At 64.5% G+C, this 20,968-nt stretch carries 21 protein-coding genes and 1 pseudogene; 11 read left to right on the top strand and 11 right to left on the bottom strand.

What is annotated here, in order from left to right; genetic code table 11:
- Positions 1 to 27: 27 nt before the first annotated feature.
- On the bottom strand, positions 28 to 639 hold the full coding sequence (locus VE759_RS00850; protein WP_324927337.1) for a TetR/AcrR family transcriptional regulator: 612 nt from the start codon (positions 637 to 639) through the stop codon (positions 28 to 30).
- Positions 640 to 660: 21 nt separating this feature from the next.
- On the bottom strand, positions 661 to 816 hold the full coding sequence (locus VE759_RS00845) for a hypothetical protein (protein ID WP_324927335.1): 156 nt from the start codon (positions 814 to 816) through the stop codon (positions 661 to 663).
- Between the two features lie 259 nt (positions 817 to 1,075).
- Between VE759_RS00845 and VE759_RS00840 the strand changes: the two genes are divergently transcribed.
- From VE759_RS00840 to hadC, 6 genes and pseudogenes are all read left to right on the top strand, one after another.
- The gene (locus VE759_RS00840; RefSeq protein WP_324927333.1) at positions 1,076 to 2,512 is read left to right on the top strand and encodes an aldehyde dehydrogenase family protein; all 1,437 of its coding nucleotides are present in this window, start codon (positions 1,076 to 1,078) and stop codon (positions 2,510 to 2,512) included.
- A gap of 45 nt (positions 2,513 to 2,557) precedes the next feature.
- Positions 2,558 to 3,454, top strand: coding sequence for an amidohydrolase family protein (locus tag VE759_RS00835; protein ID WP_324927331.1), 897 nt, complete (start codon positions 2,558 to 2,560; stop codon positions 3,452 to 3,454).
- 203 nt (positions 3,455 to 3,657) lie between these two features.
- Complete coding sequence (locus tag VE759_RS00830) at positions 3,658 to 3,876, top strand: hypothetical protein (RefSeq protein WP_324927330.1); 219 nt, start codon at positions 3,658 to 3,660, stop codon at positions 3,874 to 3,876.
- Between the two features lie 138 nt (positions 3,877 to 4,014).
- Complete coding sequence (locus tag VE759_RS00825) at positions 4,015 to 4,698, top strand: GAP family protein (RefSeq protein WP_324927328.1); 684 nt, start codon at positions 4,015 to 4,017, stop codon at positions 4,696 to 4,698.
- A gap of 255 nt (positions 4,699 to 4,953) precedes the next feature.
- Positions 4,954 to 5,049, top strand: a pseudogene (locus VE759_RS00820) (3-hydroxyacyl-ACP dehydratase); the annotation flags it as partial.
- A gap of 13 nt (positions 5,050 to 5,062) precedes the next feature.
- A complete protein-coding gene (gene hadC, locus VE759_RS00815; RefSeq protein WP_324927326.1) occupies positions 5,063 to 5,569 on the top strand; it encodes a (3R)-hydroxyacyl-ACP dehydratase subunit HadC in 507 nt (168 codons plus the stop codon).
- Between the two features lie 80 nt (positions 5,570 to 5,649).
- Here the strand turns inward: hadC and VE759_RS00810 are convergent, their stop codons facing one another.
- Positions 5,650 to 7,518, bottom strand: a complete 1,869-nt coding sequence (locus tag VE759_RS00810; RefSeq protein ID WP_324927324.1) for a fatty acyl-AMP ligase — start codon at positions 7,516 to 7,518, stop codon at positions 5,650 to 5,652.
- A 279-nt stretch (positions 7,519 to 7,797) separates the two neighbouring features.
- Between VE759_RS00810 and VE759_RS00805 the strand changes: the two genes are divergently transcribed.
- Both VE759_RS00805 and VE759_RS00800 read left to right on the top strand, forming a co-directional pair.
- A complete protein-coding gene (locus VE759_RS00805) occupies positions 7,798 to 8,658 on the top strand; it encodes a cyclopropane mycolic acid synthase family methyltransferase (RefSeq protein WP_324927322.1) in 861 nt (286 codons plus the stop codon).
- 194 nt (positions 8,659 to 8,852) lie between these two features.
- Positions 8,853 to 9,716, top strand: a complete 864-nt coding sequence (locus VE759_RS00800) for a cyclopropane mycolic acid synthase family methyltransferase (RefSeq protein WP_324927320.1) — start codon at positions 8,853 to 8,855, stop codon at positions 9,714 to 9,716.
- Between the two features lie 170 nt (positions 9,717 to 9,886).
- Here VE759_RS00800 and VE759_RS00795 read toward each other — a convergent pair whose 3' ends face one another.
- From VE759_RS00795 to VE759_RS00785, 3 genes are all read right to left on the bottom strand, one after another.
- A complete protein-coding gene (locus VE759_RS00795) occupies positions 9,887 to 10,771 on the bottom strand; it encodes a cyclopropane mycolic acid synthase family methyltransferase (RefSeq protein ID WP_324927318.1) in 885 nt (294 codons plus the stop codon).
- 124 nt (positions 10,772 to 10,895) lie between these two features.
- The gene (gene kasB, locus VE759_RS00790) at positions 10,896 to 12,149 is read right to left on the bottom strand and encodes a 3-oxoacyl-ACP synthase KasB (protein WP_324927315.1); all 1,254 of its coding nucleotides are present in this window, start codon (positions 12,147 to 12,149) and stop codon (positions 10,896 to 10,898) included.
- Between the two features lie 222 nt (positions 12,150 to 12,371).
- Positions 12,372 to 13,187: an LLM class F420-dependent oxidoreductase gene (locus VE759_RS00785; protein WP_324927312.1), complete on the bottom strand. Its 816-nt coding sequence runs from the start codon at positions 13,185 to 13,187 to the stop codon at positions 12,372 to 12,374.
- 173 nt (positions 13,188 to 13,360) lie between these two features.
- Here VE759_RS00785 and VE759_RS00780 point away from each other — a divergent pair, with 173 nt between their 5' ends.
- A complete protein-coding gene (locus VE759_RS00780; RefSeq protein ID WP_324927309.1) occupies positions 13,361 to 14,137 on the top strand; it encodes a VOC family protein in 777 nt (258 codons plus the stop codon).
- Here VE759_RS00780 and VE759_RS00775 read toward each other — a convergent pair.
- Genes VE759_RS00775 through VE759_RS00760 form a run of 4 tightly spaced genes read right to left on the bottom strand, consistent with a single transcriptional unit; the run spans position 14,112 to position 19,047 of the window.
- Entirely contained in the window at positions 14,112 to 15,836 is a 1,725-nt protein-coding gene (locus tag VE759_RS00775; RefSeq protein ID WP_324927306.1) for an NAD-binding protein, read from the bottom strand. The genes VE759_RS00780 and VE759_RS00775 overlap by 26 nt on opposite strands.
- A 14-nt stretch (positions 15,837 to 15,850) precedes the next feature.
- Complete coding sequence (locus VE759_RS00770; protein ID WP_324927304.1) at positions 15,851 to 16,168, bottom strand: Rieske (2Fe-2S) protein; 318 nt, start codon at positions 16,166 to 16,168, stop codon at positions 15,851 to 15,853.
- A 28-nt stretch (positions 16,169 to 16,196) separates the two neighbouring features.
- A complete protein-coding gene (gene nirB / locus VE759_RS00765) occupies positions 16,197 to 18,695 on the bottom strand; it encodes a nitrite reductase large subunit NirB (protein ID WP_324927301.1) in 2,499 nt (832 codons plus the stop codon).
- Between the two features lie 4 nt (positions 18,696 to 18,699).
- On the bottom strand, positions 18,700 to 19,047 hold the full coding sequence (locus VE759_RS00760; RefSeq protein ID WP_324927299.1) for a molybdopterin oxidoreductase: 348 nt from the start codon (positions 19,045 to 19,047) through the stop codon (positions 18,700 to 18,702).
- Positions 19,048 to 19,155: 108 nt separating this feature from the next.
- On the opposite strand from VE759_RS00760, the gene VE759_RS00755 reads away from it, so the two are divergent.
- Positions 19,156 to 19,881 (top strand): 3-keto-5-aminohexanoate cleavage protein, encoded by a 726-nt coding sequence (locus tag VE759_RS00755; protein WP_324927296.1) that lies wholly within the window; start codon positions 19,156 to 19,158, stop codon positions 19,879 to 19,881.
- Positions 19,882 to 19,937: 56 nt separating this feature from the next.
- Here the strand turns inward: VE759_RS00755 and VE759_RS00750 are convergent, their stop codons facing one another.
- Positions 19,938 to 20,378 (bottom strand): cupin domain-containing protein, encoded by a 441-nt coding sequence (locus VE759_RS00750; protein ID WP_324927293.1) that lies wholly within the window; start codon positions 20,376 to 20,378, stop codon positions 19,938 to 19,940.
- Between the two features lie 100 nt (positions 20,379 to 20,478).
- On the opposite strand from VE759_RS00750, the gene VE759_RS00745 reads away from it, so the two are divergent.
- The gene (locus VE759_RS00745) at positions 20,479 to 20,922 is read left to right on the top strand and encodes a hypothetical protein (RefSeq protein WP_324927291.1); all 444 of its coding nucleotides are present in this window, start codon (positions 20,479 to 20,481) and stop codon (positions 20,920 to 20,922) included.
- Positions 20,923 to 20,968: the final 46 nt, after the last annotated feature.

Raw genomic sequence — 20,968 nt, 5'->3', positions numbered from 1 at the left:
CCGCCGCCCCGCTGGCCGCGCGGTGATTCAACTGCGACGGGTTACGAATTCCCTTGCTCGGACAAGGAATTCGATCTGTTCGGCAACCTCGCGGAGCGGCTCCGTCGTACGCGTCGCCCGGCAGAGAACGACCGCACCCTCGACCGCGGCGATAGAGGTGGTCGCCAAGGACGACGCCTCCCTCGCCGGAAAACCCTCGCTGACGAACGAGCGAGTCAACGCTTCGCGCCAGCCGCGGAAAATCTCGCCGGCGGTGGTGGTCAACTGCTGCTCGTCCGGCGCGGAACCGATGGCGGCGGCCACCACGGGACAACCGGCCGTGAAGTCGGTGTCACGCAGCAATTGTTCCCAGAACTCGACAAACTGGTGCAGCAGTTCCATGCCGCCCTTGTCGGCGGCCGCCTCGATCTTGGCGGTGATCGTGTCGCCGGCGTACCGGAGCGCTTCGGCGAGAATCTGGTTTCGTCCCGCAGGGAAGTGGTGATACACCGAACCCCGCGGGGCGCCGCTTCGGCTCAACACGTCGTCGATCGTCAGCCCGGCCGCACCCCGCTCGCGGAGCACCTCCGAGGCGCTGATCAGCATCTTGGTCTTCGTCGAAACCCGCGCGGTCCGGGCCGTGTCATGCACAGCCAGCATGGTGGACTCCTTCATCGGCCGTCAGGCGACCCGTAACCGGGGAGCCCGCCGCCGGAGAGGGAACCTTGGAATGTGGTGGATCCTGGTGATGTGCCAGGCCGGACTCTCGGTTCCCGGCGCGTCGGGCGTACAGCGGGTGAACTGAAACCCGGCCACGTTGACTTCGATGATCGACATCGTCGCCTCCTTCCGACCATTATGCAATTTATCATAGTGGCTACCTTGCATGGGAATGTCCTCGCCCATACAAGACAAAGATTCCCAGCTTAACGAGCATGTCACAATTTGGAATCAATCCAAAGTATTGGACTTGGCATAGTCAGGGCGGCCCGGGCAAGCCGGTCAGCTCGCTGCGGGCCCTCAATTGGGGTCTGGCCCGAAGGCGAGCAGTTAGAGGGTCTCGCCCGAAGGGGCGCAGTTAGAGAAGGATGACGTCATGCGCGACTATCTGAAGTTCTACATCGACGGCCGCTGGGTCGACCCGGTGCGGCCGAATCCGTTCGACGTCGAGAACCCCGCCACCGAACAAGTCACCGGCAAGATTTCGCTCGGTTCGGCGGCCGACGTCGACCTGGCCGTCACGGCGGCGCGCCGGGCCTTCGCGAGCTGGTCACAGAGCAGCCGGGAACAGCGCCTGGAGCTGCTGCAGGCCATCCTCGCCGAATACCAGAACCGCGCCGGCGACCTCGCCGAAGCGGTGACCGAGGAGATGGGAGCCCCGCCGGCACTGGCCGCGGGGCCGCAGGTGCATCTCGGACTCGGCCACTTGGTGACCGCGATCGACGTGCTGAAGAACTTCGCGTTCGAGGAGCCGCACGGAGCGACGCTGGTGGTCAAGGAGCCCGTCGGCGTCTGCGGCTTGATCACGCCGTGGAACTGGCCGCTCAATCAGATCGCGGTCAAGGTGTACCCGGCGCTGGCGACCGGCTGCACGATGATCTTGAAGCCCTCCGAGGTTGCGCCGTACTCGGCCCAGGTCTTCACCGAGATTTTGGATGCGGCGGGCGTACCGGCCGGGGTATACAACCTGGTCAACGGCGACGGCACCGGCGTCGGCGTGGCGCTGGCGAGCCACCCCGACATCGACATGGTGTCGTTCACTGGTTCGACACGCGCCGGCGTGGAGGTCGCGACGAACGCCGCGCCGACCGTAAAGCGCGTGACGCAGGAGCTCGGCGGCAAGAACCCAAACATCGTGCTCGACGACGCGGACTTCGCGAAGAGCGTCGCTGCCGGCGTGGTCAACATGATGTTGAACAGTGGGCAGAGCTGCAACGCGCCGTCTCGGATGATTGTGCCGAAATCCCGCATGGACGAAGCCATGACGGTGGCGCGCGATACCGCCGAGCAGCTGGCAGTAGGCGATCCCAACAACAAACGTGCGCTCGGTCCGGTGGCCTCGAGGGCACAGTTCGACAAGGTGCAGCGCTTCATCCAGAAGGGCATCGACGAGGGTGCAGCCCTGGTGACCGGCGGGCCGGGGCGGCCGGAAGGACTGGACACCGGGTACTACGTCAAGCCCACCGTCTTTGCCGACGTCGCCAACGACATGACGATCGCGCGCGAGGAAATCTTCGGACCGGTGCTGTGCATCATCGGGTATGACGACATCGATCAGGCCGTCGAGATTGCCAATGACACCGAGTACGGTCTGGCCGGCTATGTCTCGGCGGCCGACATCGACAAGGCGCGCACCGTGGCCCGCAAGATCCGCGCGGGCTGGGTGACGATCAACCATGCTTTCGACGTGAATGCGCCATTCGGCGGCTACAAGAAGAGTGGCAACGGGCGCGAATGGAGCGAGTTCGGCTTCGATGAGTACCTGGAGGTCAAGAGCACGCTGGGCTATGCACCCGACAAGGCCGCGCGGTAGGGCGGGTTGGGTGTCAGCGCGACGGGTGTGCGCGAGGTGCGACTGATGCAGGGCCAGAAGTACACGTGCGGCATCGATTTCGATGGCGTGGACGCGATCGACATCCACACCCACGTCGAAATCGACAGCCACGGACACAAGGCGGCCGACGACGAGCTGAACGCCGCTACCGAGCGGTACTTCAAACTGGGTCCGGACCGTTTCCCGACCGTCGACGCGCTGGCTGAGCAGTATCGGCAAGCCAACACGGCGGCCGTCGTTTTCACGATCGACGCCGAATCGGCCTTCGGGTACCCGCCCAACTCGGTGGAGGACCTCGTCGAGGGTGCGGCACGCAACAACGACATCCTGATCCCGTTCGGCACCGTTGACCCGTGGACCGGCAAGCGGGCGGTGCGCCGGGTGCGCTCGCTGGTCGACGACTACGGCGTCAGGGGCTTCAAGTTCCACCCGAGCATTCAGGCGTTCGAGCCCAACGACCGCGGGTTCTATCCGATCTACCAGGCGATCGCCGACGCCGGTGTGCCCGCGCTGTTTCACACCGGGCAGACCGGCATGGGCGCGGGCCTGCCGGGCGGTTACGGGATCAAGTTGCGCTACTCCGATCCGATGCTGCTCGACGACGTCGCGGCCGACTTCCCCGAGTTGACGGTCGTGATGGCGCACCCCGCGGTGCCATGGGTCGACTCGCAGATCTCGATCGCCACGCACAAGGCCAACGTCTTCATCGACCTGTCCGGCTGGTCGCCCAAGTACTTCCCGCCGCAACTGGTGCGGGCCGCCAACCGCCAGCTGCGCACCAAGGTGTTGTTCGGAACCGACTTTCCATACATCCAGCTCGACCGGTGGCGCCGCGACTTCGACACCCTCGACATGGATCCGGGCGTGCTGCCGCTGATCCTGAAGGAGAACGCGCTGCGTGTCCTGGGGATCAAGGCCTAGCGCGAGCGCCTCCTTTGCCCGAATGCTGGGCGTTCGCAAGAGAATCCAGTGGACCTGCAGTGGGGTACTCACGCCATTCAGCGTTTCCTCAGCGGAGCTGTGTCATCGTCGGGTTGGAGCGGATCGGATGCATTCGCGTCAGCTCAACCGATCAAAGGCGAAGACAGTATCGAAAGGAGATGCCTCCGATGCGAATTGGAGTAATGAACATCACACCGATTGTGGCGGCGGGCGCCGCCGCGGCGGCTATCGTTGGCGCATCGACCGTGGCTGCGGAGGTCAACCAAGCGCCCCAGTCCTGCGTTCTCTCGGCCAATTCGACGAATTGCCAGACGGCGGGCGACGTTAGAACCAAGGGCTCCATTCCCGCCGTGCCGGCGAATTTCAGCGGGTACGTGCTGGGGCTGCAATTAAGTTCCTGACCGCAGCCGCCCACCGGCCGGTGTGGACGCGGTGCCTCTTCACGGACATCGCGTCACACCGCCGCACTCGCGCCGTTTGGTCGGTCGCCTGTCGGTGCTGAGCGACCATGGGGTCTTCCCAGTACGTTCGTGAGAGTCATGGTTGCTCTCCTTCTGGCGTTCACGGGATTTGCCATCCTCGACTCGTTGAATGTCTTGAACGTGGGAGTAACGACCGCGGTCGTATATGACAGCCGGTTGAGTCGCCGGTCGCCGCTTCCGGGTGGGCTAAGTTTTGTCGCCGGCGTTTTCGCGGTCACCACCACCTTCGGCGTCTGCACGATACTCGGGATCAAGGTCCTGGCCAGACTGGCCCACTTTGAAGTCACACCGACTATCCGCTACTGGGCGGAACTCGCAGTTGGGTTGGTGCTGATTGCCCTCGCATGTTTGCCGATGGCCGCCCAATCGGCGTCGCCGGCCTGGGCGGCAACGATAATGCGACGACGGCCGTGGCTGCTTGGGTTCGTCGGGATGGCGATAGGCCTGGGCCAGGCGCCCACAGCAGTCCCATACCTGACGGCGCTGGCTATGCTCTCCGCTCACAACCCGCTGCCGCGAGCATGGCCGCTAATCGTCATCGCCTACTGTGCAATTGCGCTGCTGCCGCCCCTGTTGGTACTGGCGCTAGCTACCAGGCAAACCACCCGAGCGCGCCGACTGCAGCGCAGCATCGTGCGAGTTCTCGCCCGCTTCGGTCCAACTACGGTGCGAACTCTGTTCCTGGTCATCGGACTCGTCCTGGTTGCCGACGCCTTCCTGCATCAGCGCGATCTCTTGTGACGTAGGCCGCCGTCTTGCGTCCGCCGAGTCGCGGTAGGGCCGGGGATCAGTTGTTCAGGACGACTAGGTAAGTTCGAAAGCTGGGTCGGGAGGTCGTGCGGGTCGACTAGGTGTTGAAATTCATGCGGCCGGTCAAGGCTGGGCATCGGCCACCACCCTTGTGGGGCGTATCGCCACACCCTTGTGGGGCGTAGCGCCGAAAACTGAGAGGAGGCCTTTAGAGATATGCCATTGCGTGAGTTCAGTTCGGTCAAGGAGGGCGACGGCGACTCCGTGACGGTGGCGTTGTCGGCGACGACGAACGGCAAGAAGATCTTCGGCCGCGGCGTCGCGACGGCCCCGCTGGCGTAGGCAGGTATCAGCCATGGCGCTCAAGACCGACATCCGCGGGATGGTCTGGACGTACCCGGACTGCTATGTCGCGGGTCGGGAACAAATCCGCCAGTACGCCAGGGCCGTCAAGGCCGAGGACCCGGCCAGCTATGACGAGGAAGCCGCCGCCGAACTGGGTCACCCCGCCATCGTCGCGCCGCTGACGTTCGGCAGCATCTTCGCCAAGCTGGTCCAGGCGGACTTCTTCCGCAACGTCGACGTCGGCATCGAGACCATGCAGATCGTGCAGGTCGACCAGCGGTTCGTCTACTACAAGCCGATCCGGGCCGGAGACCGGCTGCATGCCCGGATGGACATCCACTCGGTGGACGAGCGGTTCGGCGCCGACATCGTCGTCACCAAGAACACGTGCACCAACGATGAGGGCGAGGTCATCCTCGAGGCCTACACCACACTGATGGGCCAGCAGGGCGAGAACTCCACCCAGATTAAATGGGATAAGGCGTCCGGGCAGGTCATCAGGGTCGGCGACGGCTGACCGCGGATTGGTCACACTCGCACCTGTCCATTCGGATTGACCGAGCGGGCCGGCACGCAGCTAAGTGACCGTACCGCGGACTAGTCGCGCCCGCCCAAATTGCCGCTCAGGTATTGAGCGCGGCACGCGCGACGGGCTAACTTTCCGCTTGTTGTGCGCGGGATCGTACCTGCGGCCAGCAGTCGTACATCTGACACCGGCAATCCATGTTGGCGCGATACTGCCGCCCGGATTGCGTTCACCACCGGTTGCGGGTCGGCGCGCCCGGCACCTGCCGCCCGCTCGGCAACGACGACCAGCTTCTCGCTGCGGTCTGGGCTATTGGCTTCCGGCATCTCATTAGCGGGCACGGAGAACGCGGCGATGTAACCGGTTCGCAGTGCCGACGACGCTGCGGCGGCGGTTGCCTCGATGTCCTGCGGATAGTGGTTACGGCCATCGATGATGATCAAATCCTTGATGCGCCCCGTAATGAACAGCTCACCGTCGAGGTATACACCGAGATCACCCGTTCGCAGCCAAGTGCCCTCGATCGGCGCACCGTCGGCCCGGCTACCGGCCGGTAGGCGCGACTGCAGCTTGTTGCCGAATACTTGCCGCGTTTCCTCAGGGCGCGCCCAATAGCCGCGACCGATGTTGTCGCCATGCAACCAGATCTCGCCCACCTCGCCATCGGGCAATTCCACCTCGGTCTCCGGGTCCACGATGACGGCCCACTGACAGCGTGCGACCTGACCGCAGGAAACATGTGCGACGGCATTGGGCGCACCCGGCGGGACGCGGACTGCGTGTCCGGCGCCCAACTGCTCTCGGTCGAGGTAGACAGCGGTTGCCTCCGCAGTGGGGTCGATGGTCGAAACAAAGAGAGTCGCCTCGGCCATGCCGTAGGAAGGCTTGATCGCCGTTTTCGGCAGCCCATACGGCTCGAATGTCTGAGTGAATTTCGTGATCGATTCGATGTTGACGGGCTCGGAGCCGTTGATCAGGATGACATCACTCAAATCGATGTCGTCGGCTTCCGTGGGAAGACCGCGTTGCGTTACCAGTTCGAACGCGAAGTTAGGCGCCGGTGAGACAACGCGGCCGTGTCGCGACTCAGCTGACAATGCATGAATCCACCGTTGCGGTCGACGGACAAACGCCATTGGCGACATGAAGGTGAGGTGTCCGCCGTACAACGCGGGAAAACCGATCATCAAGAGGCCCATGTCATGGTAGAGCGGCAACCAGCTCACACCGGAGATGTCCGCGTCATCTAGACGGATCGACAGGATCATCTGAAGAAGGTTCGTGCCCGCAGCACGGTGGGTGATCTCCACACCCGTCGGGGTTCGCGTTGAGCCCGATGTGTACTGAAGGTAGGCGATGTCATCACTGCCGAGTTGGGTAGGCACGAAGGTGGCGCCCACCGAGTCAGGGACGCTGTCGATGGCAATCACCCGCGGTCTGCGTGTACGCGGAAGCATTCGCACACACGTTTGGACAGCTTCGCTGGCTGCGGCGGTGGTTAGGAAGACCGCTGGCTCCGCATCGTGGAGGACCGCATTGAGACGTTCGGCATGGCCCGGCAGCTCAGGCGCGAACAACGGCAGCGCAACGTTGCCGGCCATGATCGCGGCGAAGAAGCCGACCACATAGTCCAAACCCGACGGCGCCAGGACTGCGACGCGGTCGCCACGGGAAGTCACTTGTTGTAGGCGAGCAGCGATCGCTCGCGTTCTGGTGCCCAACTCGCTCCAGGTCAACTCGGCTCCTTGGCCCTGAGCGTGTTGGGTGTAGTCCAGGTAGCGATAGGCGACAGCACCGCCAAAATGCGCAACGCTGCGATCCAGAAACGTGATCAGGTTGATGTCCTCGGGCAGGACGATGCGGCCATTCGCGTCCAGGTAGTCTTCCGCCCTCGGCGGAGTTCCCAAACCCCCAACGTCACACACGGAAACTCCTGTCATGTGTGAAGAGTCTAAGAGATGACATGTCGTGTCCGCTCCGTCGACCCTCCGGCGCTAATCCTGGTGACCGCGGTTGGGGTGCAGGGTAGGTGTAATGGTTGGGTGCACGGTAGGTGTAACACACCGCGGTGCCGGCGTGGACAGGATCTGCCGGTCTCCGCCCTTGCCCACCGTCAGGCGAGCGAGTCAGGGTCTCATTGGCTAGGGTCACAGCGTTGGAGGTCGGACCGTCTTGTACGGTACTTGGCGTTCGAAACACCGTAGTCGCGGAGCTGTCGCATGACTGAATTGAAACCGTTCTATGAAGAGTCTCAATCGACCTACGACATTTCGGAGGATTTCTTCTCGTTATTCTTAGATCCCTCGATGACATACACCTGCGCATACTTCGAGCGAGACGACATGACCCTGGAAGAGGCGCAGATGGCCAAATTGGATCTGGCGCTGGACAAGCTGAACCTCGAGCCAGGGATGACACTGCTCGACATCGGCTGTGGCTGGGGTTCGGCGCTGGAAAGGGCGGTCGAGAAGTACGACGTCAATGTCATCGGCATCACGCTGAGCCGTAGTCACTATGAGTGCAGCAAGGCCAAGCTGGCCAACGTTTCGACGAAGCGCAATGTCGAGGCGCGGCTGCAAGGTTGGGAAGAGTTTGACGAGAAGGTCGATCGGATCATCACGATCGAGGCGTTCGACGCGTTCAAGAAGGCCCGTTATGCCGCGTTCTTCCAGCGTGCCTACGACCTGCTTCCCGACGACGGCCGGATGCTCTTGCACAGCATATTTACGTATACCCAACGGTATATGCACCGGCATGGCATTCAGCTGACAATGGGTGATCTCCGGTTCTTTCGATTTCTCCGCAAAGAGATTTTCCCGGGCGGCGAAATGCCGGGCAAAGAGGATATCGTCGACCGTTCGCAGGACGCGGGCTTCTCGGTCGAGAACATCCAATTGCTCCAGCCGCATTATGTGCGGACTTTGGACATGTGGGCAGCAAATTTAGCGGCCAATCGCGAACGCGCAATCGCGATCCAGTCTGAAGAGGCTTACGCCCGCTACATGCACTATCTGACCGGCTGCGCGAACCTCTTCCGCAAAGGAATCTCAAATGTCGGCCAATTCACCCTGGTTAAGTAGCGCCACATCGGGGAACTGCTAGCAGCAGGCCGACGATGGACGCGATGGTGGACCGGAAGGTTTACACGAGGTGCCCGGCCGGCTGCGGGGGGCTGTCTGCCAGGCTACGTTAGGCAAACCAGACGTGTAGCCGTCATAATGCGATTCGGCGAAGCGTCGGGGATGGTCCAAGCAGGGGAAGGGCTCTTATCGCAATGTCCAACAAGCAGCTGACGCCGCACTTCGAAGACGTGCAGCAGCACTACGACCTGTCCGATGACTTCTACCGGCTGTTCCTCGACCGCTCGCAGACCTACAGCTGCGCGTACTTCGAGCGTGCCGAGATGACGCTGGAAGAGGCCCAGCTGGCAAAGATCGACCTGGCGCTGGGCAAGCTCGGCTTGAAGCCCGGCATGACGCTACTGGACGTCGGCTGTGGCTGGGGCTCAACAATGATGCGCGCCATCGAAAAGTATGACGTCAATGTGATCGGTCTCACGCTCTCGAAGAATCAGTTCGCCCACGTGCAGAACATGCTCGATATGGTAAATAGCCCGCGGTCGCAGGTGCGGCTGCAGGGCTGGGAGCAGTTCGACGAACCCGTCGACCGGATCGTGTCGATCGGCGCGTTCGAGCACTTCGGCCATGAACGCTACGAAGAGTTCTTCAAGATGTGCTACAACGTGCTTCCCGACGACGGCGTTATGTTGCTGCACAGCATCGTTCGGGCCACCTTCAAGGAGCGCAAGCAACGGGGCGCGTTGTTGACGGCCGAAATCGTGCACTTTATCCAGTTCATCATGACCGAGATCTTCCCGGGCGGCTGGCTGCCCCCGACCCCGAGCGTGGAAGAGCACGCCACCGAGGCGGGGTTCAACGTGACCCGAATCCAATCACTGCAGCCTCATTATGCGAGGACCCTGGACGCCTGGGCGGCGGCATTGGAGGCCAACAAGGACGCGGCGATCGCAATCCAATCGCAAGAGGTTTACGACCGCTACATGAAGTATCTGACCGGCTGCGCCGACCTGTTCCGCAAGGGCTACACCGACGTCTGCCAGTTCACGCTGGAAAAGTAGCTTGACGGCAGAACTAGTTGCCCCAAATGGGCGTGACTAGGCATGAATTATTTGTGCAACATGTATTGGTCGACACCGAGTATTGGTCGACACCGACACCGACACCGACATCGCGGAAGCGGGCCGTTCATGGCCGCCGGGGCCGGCGTCGGCCGTTGAAACTGACGTTCTTAGGAGGATGCCTTTTCGCAGGTGAACTGGCAGACGTCGGTGTAGCCCTTGCGGAACAGGTCGGCGCAGCCGGTCAGATACTTCATGTACCGCTGGTAGACCTCTTCGGACGTAATCGCAATGGCCTCGTCCTTTTTTGACTCAAGATTCGCCGCCCACATGTCCAGCGTGCGGGCATAGTGCGGGCGCAGCCGCTGTTTCCGGGTCACGTTGAAGCCGGCGTTCGTGGCGGCGTCCTCCACCTGCGCGATCAACGGTATCCGGCCGCCTGGAAAGATCTCGGTGACGATGAACTTGAAGAACCGCAGCAGGGACATCGTTGTCGGCAGGCCGAGTTCCTCGACCTCGTCCTTACTCGTCGAGACGATCGTGTGCAGCAGCATCGCGCCGCCGTCGGGCATCAGGTCATAGGTCTTCTTGAAATAGAAGTCGTACTTTTCGAAGCCGAAGTGCTCGAACGCGCCGATCGACACGATGCGGTCCACCGGCTCGTCGAATTCCTCCCAGGGCTTCAGCAGCACACGCTTGCTGCGTGGACTGTCCGACTCGGCGAACAGCCGCTCGATGTGTGCCTTCTGGTTGTGCGACAGCGTCAGGCCGATGACATTGACGTCGTATTTCTCGACCGCCCGCATCATCGTTGAGCCCCACCCGCAGCCGATGTCGAGCAGTGTCATCCCGGGCTGCAGGCCCAACTTCCCAAGCGCCAGGTCGATCTTTGCGGTCTGCGCCTCCTGCAGCGTCATGTCGTCGCGCTCAAAGTAGGCGCAGCTGTAGGTCTGCGTCGGGTCCTGCCACAGCCGGAAGAATTCGTTCGACAGATCGTAGTGCGAACGGACTTCTTCCGGAGACGACCCGTCGTGACTGCGCAAAGGAGGTGTCATGGTCGTCGTTTCAACATCTGATTCAGCCACTGTCGATCCTGTTCCATGCTTTCGAGCTGCCGCGCCCAATGACACCACATCCCCACGAGACCGCAACATGGCGGGGGGCTAAGCAGCATCTGCCTCAGTATCTGCCGAACGCAAGCGAGACGTTGTGTCCGCCGAATCCAAACGAATTGTTAAGTGCGTATTTGTAATTGCCCGTCCGCGGCTCATCGGCGACCACGTCCAGATCGATCTCCGGATCGAGGTTGACCAGATTCAGGGTCGGCGGGATGACCCCGTCGCGCAGCGCCAGCACGGTCAGGATCGATTCGACCGCACCGACCGCGCCCACCGAATGGCCGAGGGCCGCCTTGGGTGCGTAGACCGCGGGCTGATGGCCACCCATCGCGTTGTTGATCGCTTTTCCTTCGGCCAGGTCCCCGACGCTGGTGCCGGTGGCATGCGCGTTGATGTGGTCGATATCGGTCGGAGTCAGGCCGGCGAGCTCGATCGCCCGCGTCATCGCGTATCCGGCCTGTTCACCGTTCGGATCGGGCGCCACGATGTGGTAGCCGTCCGAGGTGATGCTCGCGCCCATCAGCCGGCCGAGGATGTTGGCGCCGCGCGCCTTTGCATGCTGCTCTCTCTCGATCACCATGAGCGCGCCGGCCTCGCCGAACACGAAACCATTGCGGTCCTTATCGAACGGTCGGCAAGCACCGGCAGGGTCGTCGTTGGTGGTCGACAACACGATGCGCATGGCCGCGAATGCGGCAATGGGCACCGCCTCGATCCTGGTCTCGACGCCGCCGCAGATCGCGATGTCGGCCTCGCCCAGCACGATCTGGCGCCATGCCTGGGCGATGCCCTCGGCTCCGGACGCACACGCCGACACCGGTGTGATGACGCCGGCCTTGGCGTGGCGTTCCAGCCCAACGGCGGCGGCCGCGCCGTTGGGCATGTACTTCTGCACGCCGAGCGGATGCACCGCCTTGATGCCGCGCGCCCGCATGTCGTCGTAACCGAAGACCAGCTCCTCGGTGGAGCCCATCCCGGTGCCGATCGACACCATCAACCGCTTGGAATCCACCTCCGGCGAACCAGTGCTCTCCCACACGCGACGGCCCAGGATCGTGGACATCTTCTGCAGATAAGACAGCCGGCGCAGCTCCACGCGCGTCAGCTCATGATCGAACTCCTCGATGAGATGCCCACCGATGCGGACGGGAAGGTCGAACTCTTCGACGAACGGGTCATCGAGTTTGCGGATCCCGGACCGGCCGTCAAGCAGCTTCTTCCAGGTGGTGTCCGCATCGGTGGCAAGGGCCGTCGTCATCGCCACACCGGTGACGACGACGTCGGGAAAACCGTTGCCGGTAGCCAAACCAGTCATTGCGTTGCTGCTTTCCTGTCCCGGCGGGTTGCCGCCACCGCCGAATACCCCATTGGCCAACATGCGAGCGCTAAGGCACCATACTCAACCCGCCCAGATGTTACCCATTGAACTATCGCATGTGGGGGTGACCCCCGCTGGTCGGCACCCGACGGGTGTCCCCATGTCGCGCGAGCGCCGCCGTACACCCCGGAGTTTAGGGAGCATCGCGCATGTCGAAACTCAGCGCGCGGCGTCGCGCCAGGCGATCATATCCTTCAGCTCGCTGAAGTCGTAGCCGTCATTGGTCGGGTGGATCTCGGTGGTGAAGAGCGTCACGCCCTCGCCGACGAATGCGTCGGCATTCTTCCGCGCGGTCCAATGCACGGCCCGCTCGATCTGTTTTTCATCGCGACCGGCCGCCGCCACGAGGTCCTTCAGGATCGCGTTCTTGCGTTGGTACTCCGGCACGCTGGCAAACGTATGCCAGATGTCGGCGTGCTTCGCGACGATGGGCAGCGTGCGCTTGACTCCCATGCCGCCGATGAGGAGCGGAATCTTGCGCACCGGCGGTGGAACCAACTTGGCGAGCCGGTTCTCGACCCGGAGCAGATTTTGTTCGAACAAATCCATTCGCGACTTCACCGTGCCGAAGTCGTATCCGTAGGTGGTGTAGTCCTTCTCATACCAGCCCGAGCCGAGACCCAGGATCAGTCGCCCGCCGCTGATGTGGTCGACAGTGCGGGCCATGTCGGCCAGCAGGTCGGGATTGCGGTAACCGATGCCGGTCACCAGCAACCCGATCTCGGCCCGACTGGTGATCTCTGCCCACGCCGCCAGTGCGGTCCAGCCTTCGAAGTTGTTGACGTCGGGTTGCTCGGGCTCCAGCAGCGGCAGGCCGTCCTCCGAGGTCACCGTGAACGGCTTGTGGAAGTGGTCGTAGCCAAAGATGGCGTCGGCGCCAAGCTCCTCGGCCGTGAGCACGGCTTGGCGCCAGGTCTGGTAGTTCGGGGTGCCGCCCGGCCAGAGCTGCACGCCGACGCGGATCTGCTTGGTCATTGGTCTCTCCTGTCTGCTAGAGCGGATCACCACCAACACAACGCGCCGGCGATCGCCAATACGCTACGGCCGCCATTCGGTGCAGCGATAGCGGCCATAATCGCCGGCGATGAGTTTCGGCGAGGTCGGCGGTCAACACCGATGACCGACCACCGACCGACAAGGAGACGATCATGCCTACCCGCCAAGGAGCACCGCTGGGCGCCCCGACCTGGATTGACCTGTCCTCATCCGACACCGCCCACGCCCAGGCGTTCTACGGCACCGTGTTCGGCTGGACCTTCGAAGCCGCCGGTCCGGACTACGGCGGCTACATCAACGCCGCCACCAAAGACGGCCACCGCGTCGCCGGGCTGATGTACAACGACCCGCAGTGGAACGCGCCCGATGCCTGGACCACGTACTTCCACACCGCCGACATCAAGGCAACCGTCAAAGCCGCGACGGCCGCCGGCGCGACCAGCTGCGTGGAACCGATGGAGGTGAAGGACAAGGGCTGGATGGCGATGCTGACCGATCCGGCCGGGGCGGTGCTCGGGCTGTGGCAGCCGACCGGCCACGCCGGATTTGATGTCATCGGCGAGGCCGGCACGCCGGTCTGGCACGAGCTGACCACCCGTGATTTCGCCAAGGCCGTCGACTTCTACCGCGACGTGCTGGGCTGGCAGACCGAGTACGAGTCCGACACCGACGAGTTCCGTTACCTGACCGGGAATTTCGACGGCGAGCAGCTGCTCGGGGTGATGGACGGCGCCAGCTTCCTGCCCGACGGTGTGCCGTCGCACTGGCTGTTCTATCTGGGCTGCGAAGACGTCGACAAGACCCTTGAGCTGGTCAGCCAGAACGGCGGAAGGGTGCTCAAGCCGGCCAACGACACGCCGTACGGGCGGCTGGCGCAGGTCGCCGATCCGACCGGCGCGGTGTTCAACCTGTCTTCGCTGCGCGGGTGATTCCGGCACCGGACTGCTGGGCAGGCTGGCCCTTGCGCAGCATGTCCAGCAGTTCGCGGTAGGGGCCGACAAGATACGCGGTGTCGCCGGCGGCCAACCTGGCGTCGCGGCGTGGATGCAGTTTGACGGGCGCGTCATCGCGGGTGATCGCGAACACCCGCGTTTTCGTGGACATTTCGAACATGCGGATGCCGTCGAGTTCGCTTCCAGGTTCTACCCTTACCGCGCCGACCATAAATGAGCGCTGCCCGACCGAGAACGTGGCCAACACCTGCAGCCCCATCGCCGCTCCAATGAACCACGGCGTGGCCAGGTCCACCGTGGAGCGAACGTGATCGAACCGGAACCTCTGCGCCACGGCGGCGCCAAGCACCCGGTCGTACACCCGCAACACGATCGGTACGTCGGGTCGGTTGACCTCCGGCATTACCCGCGGGCCGAACATCTCGGCCAGCACGATTCCGGTCTCGATGTTGACCATGTCGTCCTGGGTCAACACGGCCACGGCCCGGGCGGCCTCGACGCGGGCCGATTCCAGGGTCTGGCGCAGCGTCGCGTCGCCGAAGATGACGGGCACGTCGAGGTCGTCGGCCGTGGACAGGAAGCGGTTGTTGTCGTCGCGTTCGATGACCGCGACGTCGTGTCCCGCGGCGTATAAATCGCCGACCACGCGAATACCGAAGGAACCGAGCCCGACGACCACGATGTGATTCCGCAGATGCCGCACTTTCCGGCGCCCGGCGGAATGCCCGAACCGCCGTGACAACAGCAGGTCGGCAATGAAGGCGACCAAGATCGCGGTCGTCGTGACGCCGGCGAACATCAGCCCGATGCCCCAGAGTCGGAGCCAGGTCGGCTGGTGCATGAAGCTGAAGTCACCGTACCCGACGGTCGCGATCGTCTCGGTGCTGAAATACAGCGCGTCGATCCAACTCATCCCGGGCGGATGCCGATATGCGAAGCGCAGCAAGATCGTTGAGCCGATCAACAGCGTCATCGACACCGCTAATGCTCGGTAGAACATGGGGTTGATGTCGTCGCGGACGGTGCGCAAGGCGTCGAGCACACGCCGCAGCAGCGGCCGGTGCACCCGCTTTGCGTCCTTGGGTTTCGGTACCTTCATCCCGCGGGCGGCGAGCTCGTCGGCCGTGCCGATCATCGCGGTCCAGTCCCCGGTGCGCACCGGGAGATCACGGCCGGGGCATGCGACAACCTCGCCCGGTGAGGGCGAGTTCTCGCCGTGGATGACCGCGACCGGAGCCAGGTCGCCGTAGATCTCCCGCAGAGTGCCGTCACGCGGTGCGTCCGTACCGGAAACGACGAACCTGATGCCAGCCGCCTCGAAAGGGTGCGAGGTGTGCCCCAGGCACGCCTCGACCACCGACGGTGCCGCCAGGTCGGCGACGTCCAGGATCGCTCCCGGTCCGTTGTCCGCGGCGACCGCGCCGCGCAGCACGCCGTTGGCCAGCCGCGCCACCACCCGCACTTTCGGGTTGGCTTCCCTTGCCAGCAGCGCGATTTCGAGGTTGACCGCATCGTCGTCGCCGACGCAGATGACGGCGGCCGCATGCTCGATCGAGGCGTTGGACAGCTGCGCGGCCGCGGCGATCTTCACCACGCTGACACCTGCGCTGTTGAGCTCATCGACGATCGTCATCGCCAACGCATCGTCACCGCTCACGATGATGTGGCCGTGCATGCTGAGAACGCTACTCAGGAAACCCGAATTGCGATCGAATCCTGTACGACTTCGACAGGGTAGGTGCGGACTTTGCCGATGCCGCCGCTGGTGCAGGTGCCGTCGGCCAACCGGAACGCGTAGGCGTGCAGCGGGCAAATCACCACCGACGCGTCGACCTGGCCGTCGGCCAGCGGCCCGCCGCGATGCGGGCACACCGCGTCCAGCGCTCGCAGCGAACCGTCGGCCAGCAGAAACACCGCGATCTGCCGACCGTGGACGACGTATGTGCGGCCCTCGCCGGGGGTGAGGTCGCTGACCTGGCCGACGACATACACCGTGGGCGCGGTCACCGGGGTCCCGTGCTCTTCGCGCGAGCGCTCATCGCGCGGGAACCCTTGGCAACGGCAGCAGGGGTAGCGACGGCGCGAACTGGGCCCGCGACTTCGGCGCGGTCCGCTCTTGCCACGGGTCGCGGTAGCCGGCCACCGCGGCCTCGATGCGCTCCTCCAGTCCGGTGCAGATGCCGTGGGACTCGTCGACGAGGAGTCGGCGCAACTCCTCGATGCCGATCCGTGGCACAAAGGCGTAGGTGCGCTCGAGCCACTTGGCGTTCTCGCGGTAGTACTGGATGAACCGGCCGGCGAGCCGCAGTACCTCGTCGTGCGAGTCAACGGTGGCCAGCAGGTCGCCCTTGCGGATGTGCGCGCCCGCGGCGCCGCCGACGTAGATCTCCCAGCGGCCGTCGCCGATCGCGACCACGCCGAGGTCCTTGCACAGCGCCTCCGAGCAGTTGCGCGGGCAGCCGGCGACGGCGAGCTTCAGCTTGGCGGGTGACTCAAGGCCCTGGAAGCGGTCCTCCATCGCGATGCCCAACGCCGTGGAGTCGCCGAGCCCGAAGCGGCAGAACTCGCTGCCGACACAGGTTTTCACGGTCCGGAAGCTCTTGCCGTAGGCATAGCCCGACGGCATGTCAAGGTCCCCCCACACGTTGGGCAGGTCTTCCTTGCGCACGCCCAGCAGGTCGATGCGCTGGCCGCCGGTGACCTTGACCATCGGAATGTTGTATTTCTCTGCAACGTCGGCGATCCGGCGCAGCTGCGCGGGCGACGTGACTCCGCCTTTGATCTGCGGCACCACCGAGAACGTGCCGTCCTTCTGGATATTGGCGTGCACGCGGTCGTTTATGAACAGCGCGCCGGGTTCATCGACCCAGTCCGGACCCCACACCACCCGTAGCAGCGAGGCCAGCGGCATCTTGGCGGTGGCGTCCTCGCCGTTGGGTGCCAGCGCGGCGAAAACCTCCGACACCGAACGCAGTCCGCTCTTGCAGATCTCGGCGATCAGCTCGGGCTTGGTCATCGGGATGCACGGGACGTACCAGTTCGCCGCCGGGTCCTCGGTGAGCGCGCCGCCCGTGGCGCACCCGACGATGTCGGCCACCAAGCCCTTGCAGGAACCGCAACCCTTGCCGGCCCTTGTTGTCCCGACCACTTCCGAGACGGTGCCGGCGCCGCCTTTGACGCACGCGAGGATATCGCCCTTGGTCACGCCGTTGCAGTTACAGACCTGAGCGTCGTCGGCGAGCTCGGCGGCTCCCGTCGAGGTGCTGGGTGTTCCGAGGTCGAACAGCATGCTGATGCGCTCCTCGGGCAGCGGAACCCTGTCGTCAAACGCCTGCGACAGGAAACCGACCTTGCTGACGTCGCCGAGCAGCATCGCGCCGATCAGCTTGTTATCGCGGACCACGACCGATTTGTAGACACCGGACCGGGGTTCGTAAAACTGGACGAACTCGTCGTTGTCGCGTTCCGGGCCCTTGACACCCATCGCCGCGACGTCAATGCCGGCGACCTTGAGCTTGGTGGTCAGCCGTGAACCGTGGTACGCGGCACGGCGATTCGCGCCGGTGATCACGTCGGCCAGTACCGCCGACTGCTCCCAGAGCGGTGCCACCAGACCGTAGGTTTCCCCGCGGTGCTGGCAACATTCGCCGACGGCGTAGATGGAACTCTCGTCCTCACAACGCATTTGGTCGTCGACGACGATGCCGCGTTCGACGACCAGGCCCGCGCTGCGGGCCAGTTCGACATTGGGCCGGATGCCGGCGGTGACGACAATCATGTCGGCCGGCAGCGTTGACCCGTCGTCGAATCCGATCCCCGTCACATTGCCCTCGTCGCTGCCCTCTTTGCCGCGCAGCACAATGGTGGTGCGTTTCGACGTGTAGACGCGGACGCCGAGCGCCTCGATCTTGGCGCGCAGGATCCGGCCGCCGCGCTCGTCGAGCTGCTGGTTCATCAGGTGGCCGGGGGAGTGCACGACGTCGACGTCGACGCCTTGCGTCCGCAGTCCGTATGCCGCCTCCAGGCCGAGCAGCCCGCCTCCGACGACGACGGCCTTGACGCCGTCACGGGATCGCGCCATCTGCAGCATGCCGTTGGTGTCTTCGATCGTGCGGAAGCCGAACACGCCGCGGCCCAGCTTGCCGTCGGGGTCGCGAAGGCCATCCATGTTCGGGAAGAACGAGTTGCTGCCGGTGGCGATGATCACGATGTCGTAGCTCAGCCCGCGGCCGCCTTCGCAGGTGATCGTCTTCGCGAAGCGGTCCAGCTTGACCGCGCGGTCGCCGGCGTAGAGCGTCACACCGTTTTCGCTGTACCAGCTCATCGGGTTGAGCATCAGGTCGTCGTCATCGACGGCTGCCTGCCCGGCGAGCACATGCGACAGCATGATCCGGTTGTAGTTGCCGTACGGCTCGTCGCCAATCATCGTGATGTCGAACTGTTCTCGACCGCCGCGGGCCGTCAACCGCTGCAGGACTTCTTCCACCGTGCGCGCGCCGGCCATGCCGTTGCCGATTACGACAAGCTTCTGCACCGCGTCAGACCTCCATCAGGCCGAAGTCGATGACGACGTCGCCGGTGACGCCGGCCGGCGCGGCAATCGTCAGCTCCAGTCGGGTGTCCGGGTCGACGTCCTCGACCACGCGCAGTGGCACGTTGATCGACCCGCGGGCGCCTATCGGGAACAATCGCATCCGCTCGCCGTCGCGCAACAGCGTTACGAGGATCAGCTCGTCGCTCGAATTGCCGGCACGCAGGTACAGCGGTTGCGCGATCACGCCGGACGGCACGACGTAAACCAGCGACTCGTCGATCAGCTCGGGCTTCTCAAGACCGCTGCCGCTGAACGCATAAACGCCTTGCAAGAATTGTGGTGAGCTGGCCATGACTGCCAGCGTCGGCGGAACCGGTGACGCGACCACTACAGATGTGTTATCGGCGTATCAGCAAGACCTCTCAGTTCCGGCTGCAGCGCCGCGGGGAAGGATGGAGGAATGGTCGGCCCCCGGAGGTACGTGAAGGCCTGCATCAACGGTGTGCGCACGCCCGATCAGCACACCGGACTGCCGGTCACGCCCGAGCAGCTGGCCGCGGCGGCCGTGGCGGCGCACCAGGCCGGCGCCAAGGCGGTGCATCTGCACCCGAAGACCAAATACGGGGTCGACTCGCTGGAGCCGGACATCGTCGGCGCGGCCGTGTCGGCGGTGCGGCACGCCGCGCCGGGCCTGCCGCTGGGGTTGACGACGGGTTTCTGGGCGCTGCCCGACGAACGCGCGCGTTTGGCGACCGTGAAGTCGTGGGAGGTGCTGCCCGATTTCGCGTCGGTCAACTGGCACGAGCCGGGCGCCGAAGAGTTGGCGGATTTGTTGTTGAGCCGCGGCATCGGCGTGGAAGTCGGCATATTTCATGCCGAGGCGGCCGCCTCGTGGGCGGGCTCGGAGCTGGCGCGGCATTGCATGCGCGTGATGATCGAGCTGCCGGCCGACGGCGACACCGACACCGCCGACGCGCTGCTTGACAAGGTCAAGGCGGCCGGTTCGACCGCACCGGTGCTGCTGCACGGCGTGGACGACAGTTGCTGGCCGCTGCTCGAACACGCCGGCCGGCGAGGCTTGCAGGCCCGCATCGGCCTGGAGGACACGCTGCGGCTGCCCGACGGGTCGACGGCGCCCGACAACGCGGCGCTGGTCTCGGCGGCCATGCGGCTGCTGAGCAAGTAAGCCGAGACACATAAACGGCAGCAACGACGGTGCAGCCCTTTACGTCTGGCGCGGAGCTAGTGCGTAGTGAGTGCAAAATCGGCGTAGTCGAAACCGGGCACCACGACGCAGCTGACCAGGCCCGGCTCGTCGTCGCGCGGACGTGCGCGCTGCCAGTAACGGGGCGGCACCACCACCTCGGGTTCCTGGCCGGCGAGAATATCGGCGCCCAGCACACGCGTTGTGGCCGTGGACTGTTCGCGGCCGATCTCCACCAGCATCGGGCTGCCGCGATGGTAGAACCACAGCTCTGCGCTGCGCACGGTGTGCCAAGCGGACTGCTGGCCCGGCATCAACAGGAACAGGATCGCGGTGCCGGCGCTGCGCGGCCCGGAATAGTCCGGCGGCAGCGCCGACTGGCTGATCGTCAGCTCGCTGCGCCACATCTCCCGGAACCAGCCGCCCTCGGGGTGAGGGGATAGATCCAGCCGCTGAGCCCAGTCCGGGAGCTCCGTCATCGCAACACCACCCTCGCTCTTTCGTGGAAGTCCAGCGTAGAGCCGATCGGGTCGGAAACCCTCGGAAAACCCGTAGCCCTCGCACGCTAATGTGCCAGACATGATCCGCCCGCGACCCGGCTGGCTGGTCACGCTGTTCGCCGCGGTGATCGTGCTCAGCGGCTGGCTGCCCTGGCTGGCGACGACGGCGAACGGCGGCGGCCACGCCAGCGCGATCGGCGGCACGTTCGGCAGCATCGTGATCCCGGCACGGTTTGGGGCGGGGCAGCTGATCGTGCTGCTGGCCTCGACACTGGCGGTGGCCGGCGCCATGACCGCGCGCGGATTGTCGCCGCGGTTGTCAGCCCTTGCGGCGCTGGTGGTTTCGCTCTTGATCGGCCTGCTGACCGTGTCCTACTACCGCTTGAACGTCCATCCCCCGGTGGCAGCGGCGTACGGCCTCTACATCGGCGCCGCTGGGGCGGTCGGCGCGGTGGTGTGCTCGGTGTGGGCGGTGGCCTCCGCCTACACGGCGCCGCGGGTCGTCGCGCGGGCGGCGCGGTGAGCCGATTCGTCGAGCCGGTGGTGCTGACCGGCCCGCGGTGGGTGCG

Source organism: Mycobacterium sp. (genome assembly GCF_035640695.1).
Lineage (GTDB): Bacteria > Actinomycetota > Actinomycetes > Mycobacteriales > Mycobacteriaceae > Mycobacterium.
Note: the sequence above shows the minus strand (reverse complement) of the source record. Positions and strands in the feature narration are given on the sequence as shown.

What these genes read in the sequence shown, in the direction of transcription:
- VE759_RS00835 (WP_324927331.1), top strand. Translation starts at nt 2,558, where the DNA reads ATGCAGGGCCAGAAGTACACGTGCGGCATCGATTTCGATGGCGTGGAC.
- VE759_RS00750 (WP_324927293.1), bottom strand. Translation starts at nt 20,378, where the DNA reads ATGACGGAGCTCCCGGACTGGGCTCAGCGGCTGGATCTATCCCCTCAC.
- VE759_RS00800 (WP_324927320.1), top strand. Translation starts at nt 8,853, where the DNA reads ATGTCCAACAAGCAGCTGACGCCGCACTTCGAAGACGTGCAGCAGCAC.
- VE759_RS00760 (WP_324927299.1), bottom strand. Translation starts at nt 19,047, where the DNA reads ATGGCCAGCTCACCACAATTCTTGCAAGGCGTTTATGCGTTCAGCGGC.
- hadC (WP_324927326.1), top strand. Translation starts at nt 5,063, where the DNA reads ATGGCGCTCAAGACCGACATCCGCGGGATGGTCTGGACGTACCCGGAC.
- VE759_RS00745 (WP_324927291.1), top strand. Translation starts at nt 20,479, where the DNA reads ATGATCCGCCCGCGACCCGGCTGGCTGGTCACGCTGTTCGCCGCGGTG.
- VE759_RS00825 (WP_324927328.1), top strand. Translation starts at nt 4,015, where the DNA reads ATGGTTGCTCTCCTTCTGGCGTTCACGGGATTTGCCATCCTCGACTCG.
- VE759_RS00850 (WP_324927337.1), bottom strand. Translation starts at nt 639, where the DNA reads ATGCTGGCTGTGCATGACACGGCCCGGACCGCGCGGGTTTCGACGAAG.
- VE759_RS00775 (WP_324927306.1), bottom strand. Translation starts at nt 15,836, where the DNA reads ATGCACGGCCACATCATCGTGAGCGGTGACGATGCGTTGGCGATGACG.
- VE759_RS00795 (WP_324927318.1), bottom strand. Translation starts at nt 10,771, where the DNA reads ATGACACCTCCTTTGCGCAGTCACGACGGGTCGTCTCCGGAAGAAGTC.
- VE759_RS00785 (WP_324927312.1), bottom strand. Translation starts at nt 13,187, where the DNA reads ATGACCAAGCAGATCCGCGTCGGCGTGCAGCTCTGGCCGGGCGGCACC.
- VE759_RS00805 (WP_324927322.1), top strand. Translation starts at nt 7,798, where the DNA reads ATGACTGAATTGAAACCGTTCTATGAAGAGTCTCAATCGACCTACGAC.
- VE759_RS00840 (WP_324927333.1), top strand. Translation starts at nt 1,076, where the DNA reads ATGCGCGACTATCTGAAGTTCTACATCGACGGCCGCTGGGTCGACCCG.
- VE759_RS00755 (WP_324927296.1), top strand. Translation starts at nt 19,156, where the DNA reads ATGGTCGGCCCCCGGAGGTACGTGAAGGCCTGCATCAACGGTGTGCGC.
- VE759_RS00780 (WP_324927309.1), top strand. Translation starts at nt 13,361, where the DNA reads ATGCCTACCCGCCAAGGAGCACCGCTGGGCGCCCCGACCTGGATTGAC.
- kasB (WP_324927315.1), bottom strand. Translation starts at nt 12,149, where the DNA reads ATGACTGGTTTGGCTACCGGCAACGGTTTTCCCGACGTCGTCGTCACC.
- VE759_RS00845 (WP_324927335.1), bottom strand. Translation starts at nt 816, where the DNA reads ATGTCGATCATCGAAGTCAACGTGGCCGGGTTTCAGTTCACCCGCTGT.
- VE759_RS00830 (WP_324927330.1), top strand. Translation starts at nt 3,658, where the DNA reads ATGAACATCACACCGATTGTGGCGGCGGGCGCCGCCGCGGCGGCTATC.
- VE759_RS00810 (WP_324927324.1), bottom strand. Translation starts at nt 7,518, where the DNA reads ATGACAGGAGTTTCCGTGTGTGACGTTGGGGGTTTGGGAACTCCGCCG.